This is a genomic window from Halobacterium zhouii (assembly GCF_021249405.1).
GTDB classification, from domain to species: Archaea; Halobacteriota; Halobacteria; order Halobacteriales; family Halobacteriaceae; genus Halobacterium; species Halobacterium zhouii.
Genome location: NZ_CP089593.1, coordinates 1,080,643 through 1,092,184, shown reverse-complemented (window position 1 = coordinate 1,092,184; position 11,542 = coordinate 1,080,643). Strand labels below are relative to the sequence as shown.

General features: G+C 59.4%; 10 protein-coding genes. 6 read left to right on the top strand and 4 right to left on the bottom strand.

The window, feature by feature from the left end; all coding sequences use genetic code 11:
- Nucleotides 1-16 precede the first annotated feature (16 nt).
- Both LT970_RS05610 and LT970_RS05605 read left to right on the top strand, forming a co-directional pair.
- Nucleotides 17-685 (top strand): hypothetical protein, encoded by a 669-nt coding sequence (locus LT970_RS05610; RefSeq protein ID WP_232688485.1) that lies wholly within the window; start codon nucleotides 17-19, stop codon nucleotides 683-685.
- A gap of 513 nt (nucleotides 686-1,198) precedes the next feature.
- A complete protein-coding gene (locus LT970_RS05605; RefSeq protein WP_232688484.1) occupies nucleotides 1,199-1,804 on the top strand; it encodes a hypothetical protein in 606 nt (201 codons plus the stop codon).
- A gap of 88 nt (nucleotides 1,805-1,892) precedes the next feature.
- On the opposite strand, the gene LT970_RS05600 is transcribed toward LT970_RS05605, so the two are convergent.
- The 3 genes from LT970_RS05600 to LT970_RS05590 all read right to left on the bottom strand — a co-directional run bounded on the left by LT970_RS05600 (nucleotide 1,893) and on the right by LT970_RS05590 (nucleotide 5,757).
- On the bottom strand, nucleotides 1,893-3,362 hold the full coding sequence (locus LT970_RS05600; RefSeq protein ID WP_232688483.1) for a hypothetical protein: 1,470 nt from the start codon (nucleotides 3,360-3,362) through the stop codon (nucleotides 1,893-1,895).
- Complete coding sequence (locus LT970_RS05595; RefSeq protein WP_232688482.1) at nucleotides 3,346-4,665, bottom strand: hypothetical protein; 1,320 nt, start codon at nucleotides 4,663-4,665, stop codon at nucleotides 3,346-3,348. Before LT970_RS05595 ends, LT970_RS05600 begins: the two co-directional genes overlap by 17 nt.
- Before the next feature lie 87 nt (nucleotides 4,666-4,752).
- Nucleotides 4,753-5,757, bottom strand: coding sequence for a Cdc6/Cdc18 family protein (locus tag LT970_RS05590; RefSeq protein WP_232688481.1), 1,005 nt, complete (start codon nucleotides 5,755-5,757; stop codon nucleotides 4,753-4,755).
- A gap of 145 nt (nucleotides 5,758-5,902) precedes the next feature.
- Between LT970_RS05590 and LT970_RS05585 the strand changes: the two genes are divergently transcribed.
- From LT970_RS05585 to LT970_RS05570, 4 genes are all read left to right on the top strand, one after another.
- Entirely contained in the window at nucleotides 5,903-6,550 is a 648-nt protein-coding gene (locus LT970_RS05585) for a hypothetical protein (protein ID WP_232688480.1), read from the top strand.
- Between the two features lie 133 nt (nucleotides 6,551-6,683).
- Nucleotides 6,684-8,297: a transposase gene (locus LT970_RS05580; RefSeq protein WP_232688479.1), complete on the top strand. Its 1,614-nt coding sequence runs from the start codon at nucleotides 6,684-6,686 to the stop codon at nucleotides 8,295-8,297.
- A gap of 1,179 nt (nucleotides 8,298-9,476) precedes the next feature.
- Nucleotides 9,477-9,860 carry a DUF5805 domain-containing protein gene (locus tag LT970_RS05575; protein ID WP_232688478.1) on the top strand — a complete coding sequence of 128 codons (384 nt, stop codon included), beginning with the start codon at nucleotides 9,477-9,479 and terminating at the stop codon, nucleotides 9,858-9,860.
- Nucleotides 9,857-10,903: a tyrosine-type recombinase/integrase gene (locus LT970_RS05570; protein ID WP_232688477.1), complete on the top strand. Its 1,047-nt coding sequence runs from the start codon at nucleotides 9,857-9,859 to the stop codon at nucleotides 10,901-10,903. The genes LT970_RS05575 and LT970_RS05570 overlap by 4 nt, the downstream gene beginning before the upstream one ends.
- A gap of 74 nt (nucleotides 10,904-10,977) precedes the next feature.
- On the opposite strand, the gene LT970_RS05565 is transcribed toward LT970_RS05570, so the two are convergent.
- Nucleotides 10,978-11,439 (bottom strand): GNAT family N-acetyltransferase, encoded by a 462-nt coding sequence (locus LT970_RS05565; protein WP_232688476.1) that lies wholly within the window; start codon nucleotides 11,437-11,439, stop codon nucleotides 10,978-10,980.
- Nucleotides 11,440-11,542: the final 103 nt, after the last annotated feature.

The window sequence follows — 11,542 nt, the reverse complement described above, 5'->3', positions numbered from 1 at the left end:
GACATTTTCACGGACGATGGATGAACGAGCGGTTCAACAGGAGCTTTCGGAGTGGCTCCAGCGCGAAACGGATTGCGAGGTGTACTGGGGGGAAGACCCCGACGGAGAATTCGGGCGGTTTGGCTATGCGGGATTAGACGACCGCCCAGATATGCTCATCACTGGGGGTCTCAACGTCGTAACTGAGGTGAAGGACGGGGCCGACTCCGCCGGGATTTACAATGCGATGAGTCAACTACACCGGTATTGGAAAGCCTACGAGTACGACGACGCGTCGGTTCACGTTGACGGGGACGAAGTTTCTATTGATGCGTTCATCCTCGCGACCCAGTACTCTCAGGACGGACACCTGTTCAAACCCGAACGCGAGCAAGGACAACGGGAGACCTACGACCCGCAATCCGAAGGCTGGAACAAAACCCATCGTCCCCAGTTCGAATACGCGAGAACGGAGGCGATTCCACGGATACAATGGCGGTACGCGTGGCACGAAGCCGAACAGCGCCAAACTACGGACCGAAGCGAAATCGGTTGTGGTCTCGGGGTACTGCTTAGCGATAAACTAGATGAGTCTCCCGAACAAGCCAGCTTTGCCGACTTTGATAGCTGCACCACAGTATCAACCCGACCGATGATACTGACGTATTCGGGCAACGAGAAGTCGCAGTGGCAGGAACTAAAATAGCAGCTCACCTGCGATGGCTTCAGGAATACATCTGAAACAGGCCCTTCCTCCAAGAAGCCGACTTAGGCGGCGTAACCCCGCCCCCTACTCAGGGGGCCTTCCGGAGTCCTCCGCCGACAGGCGTAGGCCGCTAGGCCCGACCCTTATATCTACGCTGTTCCAACGCTTCGGCACAAACCGAAGGCTGAGAACGACAACTACAGTCAGCAAAACCAGAGATAAGATAATTTCCGATATCATTTGTTACGCGCGATGTTGCCGCACCGCGCAAGAAAGCATATGAAAACCGCTTGAATAATACTTTCCTCCTACCGCTACGCTTTTACCTAATGCGGACAAGTCCTTGGATGAAGGCTGGGACGCACACAGCCAGCAGCCAGAGATTTCCGAAATCTTGGCGCGCGGTGTTGCCGCACCGTGCGGGAGTTTCTCCTTGAAAACATCAATTAGCCTCTGATAGAAGGAATCAGGTATCCTACCCGCATTTATGCGGTGTCCAATCAAGCCGACTGTATGGAACGCGAGTCACCCGATGGGATGGACATCACTTTCGAAGAGGACAGCAATGGTTTCCTTAGAGTCGTCCCAAACCCGAAGGAGCAACTCCCTCTAGACGTGGTTTCGAACGACCGAGGGTGCTTCATCTACGACGCGAACGGGGCTGAGGTCGGATACTGGGACGAGACTGACTGGGCGGAGGACCCAAAACTCCTCGTTTGGATGGTTAAGCAGATGTGCAACGCGTATGAACACCCAGAGCAAGAACTAGCCGATGCCGCCCAGCACGAGCCGATGACACTGTTTTACGACCGCGAGTACCCGAACGATGACGTGGTGTGGAAAGAGAGGGCCGTGGCGTTTTTCGGCCCGAGTCGGGAGTTACCGCCGCTTGACGGGCGGGACGCCATCGTACCCAGCGAGACGCCCCTCGACATTGAGTTGGATGACAACTACTCGGACGACCAGCCGTCGGTAGTTCGAATTCGCGACGGTGGGACCGTGCTGGAGGAGTGGGTTATCGAACGCGGCGAGGCTGAGGTCCCAAACCAGAGACTCGGTGCTGAGGTTGCGTGGACTGTCCGACTCGCCTATGAACGACCATGGGTTCTCCAAACGTAGACTCGAACACCCGTGCTCGGACTACTTTCTCGCCTTAATACTGGCAGACAGGATATTCGCTCAACACGGTCCACGGGGCGGTGGGTCGTCAGTAATCGTGATTAGGATACCGGTCAAGGGCAGCCTCGTCATCCCCCGCCATATCGGAATTGATGAGGTTGTCGTAACGACGCTCAACCATCTCAGGTAGGACAACGATGAGGTTCTCGCATTCCCTATAGCGTTCGATGTAGGTCTCCTTGTCGGCGCTGCTCGGCTCCACCCGAGTTATCCGCCGCACCTCTTCGTCAATGGCGTGATGGAACTCCCCAGAGTGGAAAAACGGCCGGAAGACCTCGTGGATACCGTCCGTCGAGAGATTCAGTTCGTTCGTCTGTAACGCGCTCTGCGCGATGTGGACCATCTGCGAGAGGGCGCTCGCGTACAGAACCACCATCGTACCGTCGACCCCCGCGTCGCGGTACTCCTCGCGGATGAGGCGATACCAGTCCACCTCGTTCGCGTCCAACCCCGCCATATCGAACACGACGAACACGTGGGCGACGTGGGCGTCCTTGAATCGGTCTGCAGTGGCCTGCCAGATGTATTCCCGGTGCTTGTCGGCGATTTTCTCCTCGCTGAGATTCTTCTCGCCGTTCGACTTCGTGTCCACGATACCCAGAATCTCTTCACCGTGCATCCGGCCGCTATTTCTCGGGAACTTGAACGCGAGGTCCGCGATGTTCTCCCCGGAGTCTCCGAGGGCCTTCGTGGCGATATCCAGATTCATCAGGGCGGCGTGGCACACGCTCTCGAAATAGTTCCCGAGCGTGTTAGGGGAGAGTGAGGCTTCCCGCCTGACGCGCGCGTAGGCTAACTCCGTTCGAATCGCTCCAGGATTGTTCTCGATAGTCTCGGCCAAGTCCTCGTCTTTGATGTCGCTTCGGGCGATTGCGTCGTTGCTCCGCTCGCGCTGGCTCACCGCGTTCTCGATAATCTCCGTGATTGCGTCGGGCTCGGCCAGCATCGGAATCGAGAAGGCGGGGGTGAAATTGGCCACCGGATACTCGGCTGCCAACTCGTGAATCTCCTCCAAGACGGCCCTGGGGGCGAAGATGGCATTGACCCGAGAGTTGCGCACGGCATCGCCGAACAGCTTCTCAACCGCTTCCTGCAGCTTGTCGGTGTTGCAAATGAGGTTCACTCGGAGGGGGCCGTCGAGGTTCGCCTGCGCGTACAGGGGCATCGGCTCAATATCGATGTCCTCTTTCGTCACGTGATGGCGAAGAGCGTCACAGAACGCCGCGAAAACGGCAGGGATGTCGAGCTTGTACCGACCCGACTCCTGGTATGGGAACGGGTCGCAGTCCCCCTCACAGACCGCCAGTTCTTCGCCATCGAGCACCACCGAGTCGATGATGCCCTCCCCGCAGTGGTGGCATTTGTCGGACGTGTCAACCGTCTCGTAGAGGTCGCCTCGCGATTCCAAGGCGTCGGGAACCGTAGAGGCGAATATCCCGTTGTTGTCAATGATGAACTCGGATAGCGAGTCCAGTTGCCCCTCAGTCAGCATCTCCATCACCCCTGAAGATGGTGTTCAGGATGTTGCGAGCCGCCTCATCAACTTGCGCGTCCTCGGTCCAGAACTTGCTCCGAACGATGAACCGCTCGTTGTTACCGTCGCCGAAGTCGCTCCGGAATCGAAGACCCAGATTCCCCTCCTCGGCTTTGTCGAGGACGTGGAACAAGCGGTCGCTGGCTCCTGGCGTATCTTGGATGTAGTTCTGGAGCGGCGTTCTCGCCGTGAAGTCGTCTGACTCAATCATCGTGTCCTCGTCGTCATCCACCACCCATCCCACCCATTTGATGTCCCCCTCAGAGATGTCGGGGAGGTCATCGTCCGGCGACTCGTCTACGAGGTCCTGCATCGTTCCCGTGACCGCTTGCTCGACATCCTCAACGGAGACCTCATCCTCGCGCGCTGTCTCCACGGCCGCATCGAGCACTTCAGACGCGCCCTCGTCCACCTCTTGGTTCGCCTCGTCGAACGGGTTCTCAATGTGGGCCACGGACTCGAAGAACTTCTCCATCTCCGATTTCCAGCGGCTTGTCGGATTCGTCTTGAAGACGAATTTGACCGCTTCATCGGACGACGTGTCCACCCGGCAAAGAAGGGTTTTAATGGCATACCCCGACTCGTGCGTGACCGTCGGGTAGCTCGCGTCCGTCTCCTCCAGCCCATCCTTTCTCCGCTTGAAGATATTCTGCATCACGCGCGCAGTTTCCTTGTAGAAATCGAGGAAAATCGTGTCGTTGTCCTCGTCCTCGTGATACCTGATGGTAAACGGGCGGTGAAGGTCGGCGTTCCGCTGTCGTACGTGGCGCTTTACCTCCCCCTCGAAGTTCTCCAGGTCGAACCGCTCTCGGCCGTACTTGTACGTCCGTTCCGTGGTCTCCTTGAACAGGCGAGAGTTGAGTTTCAGCAATCGCAGCTTCGCTCCGAAGTCCTCCTCGTTGTACAACAGGTGGTATGCGAACACCATCAACCGCCGCGTGGTCGGTTCAAGCTCATCGACGAGTTCTCCGGGAATCCCCTCGGCCACGAGGTTCTTCTCGAACTCGTTTTTCTTCAGGGTCGTGTTGTCGATATCGTGAAGGATTCCTTCAACCTCTTCGGGATGCTCGCGAACCAGAGATTCCGCAACTCCCCGTTTAGTCCCTGCTTCTGATGGATTCTCCCCGTAGTACCGCCGGAGGTCCGTTGGGGTCCCCTCGAATATCTCCTTTAGGTGATTTATCTCGCTATGGTCGAACGTGTCAACCACGGCTCGGACGATTTCCTTTTCGTCGTCAGATAGAGATGGGACCCCGTAACCAGACATTACGTATAATCTGCAACCAAATCTGTTAAACATTTTGCCACCTCCAACCGACGGTTACCGAGAAAACCCATCCAAATGTGCTGTGCGCTACAAAACCGAGGAGTACGACCGTCCACGATTCTCTCCGTCCGCTCGAATGAGGTTGTACCGCTCCATCTTCTGAAGATAGTTTCGCACGGTGCGGTTCGTCTTCGGGTCGTCCGCCCGTTCGCGGTACGCCGCGTACAACTCACTCGGCGTTACCTCCTCTCTGTCGGCGATAATCTCGTAGACGATGCGTTGGTCGGCGGTCAACATCTCCACGTTCCGCTGGCGAATTTCCGCGTTCGCTTCCGGAACCGCGTTCCGAATCGCGTCGTCCGACACGCTGTCTAACTGTTGGTTGCTCGCGCGCCGGGCGGCCACCCGCAGCACCTCGATACCGACACGTGCGTCGCCCGCCGCCGCGTCCGCAATCATCGCCAACTGGGCGCTCGTCACGGCCCCCTCGCGAAGTCCGCGTTCAACTCGGGGCTCCAAAATCCCGACGAGTTCATCGACGGTGTAACAGTCGAAACCGATTCGCGTGGCCGCCCGAAGACGACTCGCCACCCGGTCATCCAGCGGGCCGAACAGGGCGTCCTCTCGATTGGCAATGAGCACCATCGTTAGCCCGCGCGTACGGTACAGTTCGTAGAGGACGCGCGTGTCCTCCAACTGGTCAACCTCGTCAAGGATGACGACGTAAGGTGGGCCGTCGTACTCTCGAAGGCGCTCAAGCAGTTCGTCCTTCGGCGTTGACTGTCGGTGGATGTTTAGGGTGCGGTCGACCCCTTCGAGAACCCGGTAGAGCGTTTTGAACCGCGAGTAGTCCTCCCAGCAGTTCACATATTGGGTAGTGAGGTCAAGGACAGTCTCGCGGAGGCGGTCCGTGGCAAAGCGGGCGATGCACGTCTTCCCCGAGCCAGACGGCCCGTGGAGGAGCGCGGTTTCGCCCGTTTGCCCCCTTGTGACGGGTTCGAGTGCGTTGGACAGGGCACGAACCTCCTGGGTGCGATGCACGATATCTCCTGGGACGAACTCGGGCTGGAGGACGCGTGCATCGCGTATCATACTGACTAGTGTGCTCGCTTACATAATAAGTGGAAGTGGGTGAGTTCCACTTCTTCCAATTCGCGCCCGGGCGGGAGCGAAGCGGTTTCGGAAAACTGGAAACCGCACTCGCGAGCTTACCATCCACGCCCCCGGATACGGTCGTATGGGAAACCTCAGTCCCATCGCGTTCGACATCGAGACCTCGGGCTTGGAGCCCGGGTCGGTCGTCACCGTTGCGGGCCTGACCACGGACATGGGGTCGTGGCTGGCTCTGAACACGACGGACCGGGACGCCGACGCGGGTCGGCTCGCCGCCGCCGTGGAACACGAATCCGGGTCGAACATCCGGGTGTCGGTGTACCAGAGCGAGGAGCGCCTGCTCGCGGGGTTAGAGGATTTCGCGACCAGCACCATCGACGGCGACCGCCATTACCTGACCGCGTACAACGGCGAGCGGTGGCGCGGCGGGTTCGACCTGCCGTTCCTCCGAAGTGCGTGCGTCCGTCGGGACGCCGCGTGGCCGTTCCCCGATGTGGCGTACGCGGACACGATGGATATGATGGAACGCTTCGACACGGGGGAGGCGAGCGACCTCGTGAGCGTCTACGACGAACTCGTAGGGGAGGAGGACTGTGACCCATTCGAGGACAGTTCAAGCGCCGTGGAGACCCACGAGACCGGTGACTGGACATCACTATTGATGCACAACCTCGCGGACATCAAGCGAACGCGCGCCCTCGCCGTCCTCGCGGGCCGGTACATCCCGAGGTCGGACTTCAACATGAAGAGTCTCACCCCGCCCGATGTGTGAGCACATTTGGTGGGGCATCGAACCTTGTTATCTGGCTCAGCAGCCGCGAACAGGGTCGAATCCGGGGATTCATGGGGTCGGGCGTCGTTTACCGAGTGTTGGCAGTGCGGAGGCCGCGTCTATAATCCGATAGATGTCGGACCCGAGTGACTATCCAGCACAGACGAGATTCCAGAAGGCGGTCCGTGACCTACTGGAGTCGAAGCCCGATGCGGGAATTCTCGACATCACAGGCCGACTCGACGTTCCGTTCCGGCCTGACGAGGACCGACGCGAGGACCCTGACTACGAGACTGAGGCGGTTCTGCGGGCGCTGTTCGCCAAGGAGGTCGCCGATTGGTCATTTCCCGAGTTGGCGCGACGCCTCGCCAACGACCCCGAAGCGGCGACCGCGCTCGGATTCGCCGATGGTCCGCCCGACCAATCGTCGTTCTGGCGGTACTGGGAGTCTGGGTACATCACCGACGACCTCAAGGCCTCAATTAAACGGAAGGCGGGGTGGACGCGTAACCGCGCTCGTGCGGAGAACCACCCGATTGGAGGTTCGTCTCTCGAACCCGCCGATGCAGGTGGTGTATCGGAACGGACGGAGAGCCGCCTCATCCGCGAGAGGTTGCGGGATGTCCCCCGTGAGATGGTGCAACTTGTGGCGGACGAGTGGGGATACCTCCCGGACCGCGCGCAGAATCTGCAGTACCACCGCAACGCCTTTCTCGAAATGGAGTGCGCGATGGGGGTTCGAGCCCTCGCGGCGGAGCAGGGGGCGGAGATTTACGGCGACAACACCGACCGCGATTCGGGGGGTCCGACCGGGGACACCCATCTCCATTACATCAAGCAGTGCGACCGAGACGGGATTCAGCGCCGAGCGCACAATTCAATCGGCCTGATGGTCAATCAGGCGAAGCGACACTTAGAATTCGACCGGCCAGTGGATGTCGCCATCGACTACACCGATGTCGCGTACTACGGGCAGGACCGGGACAGCAAGTGGGTCTGGGACCGAACGGGGTATCAGGACAAGGACCACGACTGGGCGCACCGATACGCGTCCATCTCTATCGTGGGGGACAACGTGCGCTTCGTGCTGGGCTTCCTGCCGGTGCCCGAGGGGAAACGACCTGGCGCAGTCGTGGAGGAACTGCTGGGTATGGCTCAAGCGCACGTGAGTATCGATACGGTGTACGCCGACCGGCATTTCGCGGCAACGGACATCATTCGCGTGCTCCACGAACACCGCGTTAATTATGTCATCCCCGTCCCGAAGAACGCGCGAATCAAGCGGGCGATTCAACGGATGAGTGAGGATGTCGCAGTGAAGGAAAACTACGGGTTCTACGGCGACCAGCAGGGGAGTGGGACACGAGTGCGGGCGGAGACGACGTTGGCGCTCGTCCCAGCCACCCAGAGCGATGCTGACGTGACTGCCTTCTACACAAACGAGGAGGTGAATGACGCGAGCGCCGTCGAGCGGGCGGAGACGGAGCGGGTGATGAACCGCTATCGGAGGCGGTGGGGCATTGAGACGCAGTACAGGACGCTGAAGACGTTCCTCCCGTGGACGACCTCCAACGACCCCGTAGTTCGGTTGTTCCACTTCGCGTTTGGGATGTTACTGTACAACCTTTGGCGGCTGATTGACTTCCTCATTCAGCAGAGCATAGAGGTCTATGAGACGCGTAGCAAGCCGCGCGTGAAGGCCAAGCGGTTCATCAATGCGGTGGAAGCACGCCGTCTTCTCACGTAGGTTGACTTCGCGTTTCGCGCTATCCTATTTAAAGGATATAACGAGCATAGAGTACACTTTTTCTGGAGAGTCGGTGCCGTGCTAAGTGTTTCCAGTAGATTCCTGATACGAATCGTCAATCTCGATGGCGAGAAGTTCGTAGCACCCCGAAAAACTACCCCAGGTTCGGAACTACTGGGTGCAGCCTTTGTATCCCAGAATACAGTTTATGAGTTCGCCAGCGAACAATCGGGCTCCCCGAACTGGTGCAGGTGAGTCCCAGAAACCGAACAGTTTGGGCGGTAATGGGGCAAAGTTGCTACAGATAGTTTGGAACGAAAGTGCCACGGAACTCGCGGAGACTTTTGGTTACACGACCAGCAGAAGCAGGTAGACCTGGTCAATCACTCGTTGCGCCGTGGTTGCTCCGCTGGCACCGGTAGAAGATACTCTGGACAGCCGACAACACCTCTCACGTCTACCTCCTGGCACTCCGTACTCTGGTTGAACGTCCTAACCCACGACCATCGAGCTACCGCCGGCCGAGTGTCCGATCCAGCTCGCAGGTCGGGCCGCGGGATACCCGTTCCACGCCTCCGAACCCCGGGGTTTCCTGTCCACGAACTCGTGTCCGGGAGGCGTGTCCCACGTGGTCGCTGGATGCCCCAGCTGTACGATGGCCTGCCGAAACTGACGGGGGAGAGAATATCGTCCGCGGCGTGGGCTGTAGAGTGCCGTCGTTTACAGTAGGTGCCGCGATTCGGTGTTCTGTCCGGGGATCTGTGGCGTTGACTCACTCCTTATCTTGGCGGGGAACCCGGCCGATAGAGAAGTACGAGAGCAACTCGACTTTCCGAAACGACGCCCAGTGGCTGGCCTGTTCGTTCGTAGTATCCGACGTGATTCAGCCGAGAATTTTTCCACACCAGTGCGATCGCTGTCTTCAAGCTTGGATGTCTGTAGCCCGAGCCAGGGAGTCTGGCCGGCTGTTGTCTACCAAAGACGATCTCTAACCGATATTTTATCTGTGTCTAAGGCACCATCAGTTAATAACTATTATCTGCCCAAAGGGCACATTTCTCTGCCTAATCTGTCCCAATGGCACTAATATCGACTCCGATAGATGCCTGTGGGAGAGGATAAGTGTATTTATCTGGTTATTGGGTAACATTGAAGGTGTAGCCACGAAACGAGGCGAGTATGGCCGACCAGCGCACCGACCGCGCCGTCGTGAAGACGTACGTGCCGCCCGACCAGAAACAGCAGTGGACCGAACACGCTGAAGACCTGGATATGAGCCAGAGCGAGTTCCTACGGACGATGGTGCAGGCCGGACGTCGCGACTTCCTCAGCGACGTCGAGGAAGGTGGTTCTCCGGACGCTAACCCCAGGGGTGGCGGCCTCGAAGACCGTGTCCTCGAGTCCCTGTCTGCAGACGAGGTCGTGACCTGGGACGAACTGGTCGCGACAGTCTCCGGTGACCTCGAGGATAGACTCGACGAGACTATCCAGTCTCTCACTGAGGCGGGCCAGATTCGCCACGATCCACGCGAGGGTGGGTACACCCTTCCGGAGGATGCATGAGCGGCGAAGTCACTGGTCAGCAGGACGGAGTCGACGGCGACCAGGACCCCATCGAGTTCTTCCTCGAGGACATGGTGTATCACGGAAAGTCCGAGCGCACGCGAACAGCGTACGGACGGGTGCTCCGGGAGTACGAGGCGTTCCTCGACGACGGCGTGACGCCCAGGACTGCCCAGCGGCGCGACTGCCTCGCGTGGGTGCATAGCCTCCGTTCGGAACTCGCGGAGTCTACGGTAGCGACGTATGCATCCTACCTCAACAGGTTCTACGGCTACATGACCCAGGTCGGGGAGTTCGACGAGAATCCGATGGCACTCGTGATGCAGGAGATGGACGAGTCCATCGACACGGACCCAACGCGGCGCGAGGTGTCCGTAGACGGGATGCGGTCGTTCGTAGACGATATCGACCATCCGCTCGAGCACGCAGTCGTCCTCACTCTGCTGAAAACCGGGCTGCGGGTGGGGGAACTCTGTAATCTCGACCTCCGGGACCTCAATCTCGGTGTTCCGGCGGTAAACGACTCCTACGACCTGGGGACACGGGCCCAACTGGACGGCCGCCTGGACACGTTGTACGTCGACCCCGACGTGGCACGTGGTGAGACGGTGAACGGCGAAGAGCGGACGGCCTCGAACAAGCGAAAGCGAGTGACGCTCGTCCCAGTAGACCCCGAGTTGCGGGCCGCACTTGTTCGCTGGCTAGCGATTCGACCGGATACTCCCTCGTCGGCCGAACCGCTGTTCGTGAGCACGAGAGATTCGTGGGGACAGCGGCTCACTCCGGACATCGTCCGGTCGTTCGTCCGTAGCCACGCCGAAGACGCGGGGTGGTACCGCGTGGGTGGGGACGCCGCCGAGAACGTGACTCCCCACTACTTCCGGCACTTCTTCACGACGCATCTCCGGGACCGAACGGGCGACAGGGGTGTCGTGAAGTATCTCCGCGGGGATGTCGCGGACGACATCATCGACACGTACACGCACAACTGGGGTGATCGCGTTCGGTCGGTCTACATGGACCACATCTACTCGCTGGTGTGACGCCGTATAGAGAACTCGTAAACCCTATTCTGGGATAAAGAAGCAGCTGGTCGGTAGAAGGGCTTAGTCGTCGGTCACGGGTCGGCCGAAGAGTCAACCGCGTCGTCGCTGGACGCCGTGTAGACGAACTGAGCCAGCGTCTCGTCGCCGACTTCGACCTGCCGTTCGTCGGTCTGCTCGAACCCGAACTGCTCGAAGAACTGGTGACCGTCGAGACTCGCCTGCAGCGCGAACGCACGGATCGTGTCCGCGCCGGCGTCACGCAGCCCTTCGACCCCGTTCTCGAACAACTGTGTGCCGATGCCCTGGCCACGGTACTCCGGGTCGACGAACAACCAGCGGACGTCGCCATGGCTTTCCCGGACCGTCCCCCAGAAGAACCCGACGATGCCATTCGATTCGTCGCCGGTGTCGGCCTCCGAAACGAGGAAGACCGCGTCGTCGTCCTCGAACGCCTCGGACAACCGGTCGTCGTCGAAGAGATTCTCGACGAGATTGTCGATCTGTTGGGGGCTGAGTCTGAACGACGACGTCATCGAACTTTCCACTACTTCGCGGACCCGATCTGTGTCTTCCGAGTTCGGCTCGTGTAACGCCATACTGGGCGTTCGTTCGGGAGGGCGATAAACGTCGGCCAAA

Bases quoted from the DNA above. Each gene is read 5' to 3' on its own strand.
- LT970_RS05590 (WP_232688481.1), bottom strand. From the start codon at position 5,757: ATGATACGCGATGCACGCGTCCTCCAGCCCGAGTTCGTCCCAGGAGAT.
- LT970_RS05575 (WP_232688478.1), top strand. From the start codon at position 9,477: ATGGCCGACCAGCGCACCGACCGCGCCGTCGTGAAGACGTACGTGCCG.
- LT970_RS05610 (WP_232688485.1), top strand. From the start codon at position 17: ATGGATGAACGAGCGGTTCAACAGGAGCTTTCGGAGTGGCTCCAGCGC.
- LT970_RS05570 (WP_232688477.1), top strand. From the start codon at position 9,857: ATGAGCGGCGAAGTCACTGGTCAGCAGGACGGAGTCGACGGCGACCAG.
- LT970_RS05600 (WP_232688483.1), bottom strand. From the start codon at position 3,362: ATGGAGATGCTGACTGAGGGGCAACTGGACTCGCTATCCGAGTTCATC.
- LT970_RS05595 (WP_232688482.1), bottom strand. From the start codon at position 4,665: ATGTCTGGTTACGGGGTCCCATCTCTATCTGACGACGAAAAGGAAATC.
- LT970_RS05585 (WP_232688480.1), top strand. From the start codon at position 5,903: ATGGGAAACCTCAGTCCCATCGCGTTCGACATCGAGACCTCGGGCTTG.
- LT970_RS05565 (WP_232688476.1), bottom strand. From the start codon at position 11,439: ATGACGTCGTCGTTCAGACTCAGCCCCCAACAGATCGACAATCTCGTC.
- LT970_RS05580 (WP_232688479.1), top strand. From the start codon at position 6,684: ATGTCGGACCCGAGTGACTATCCAGCACAGACGAGATTCCAGAAGGCG.
- LT970_RS05605 (WP_232688484.1), top strand. From the start codon at position 1,199: ATGGAACGCGAGTCACCCGATGGGATGGACATCACTTTCGAAGAGGAC.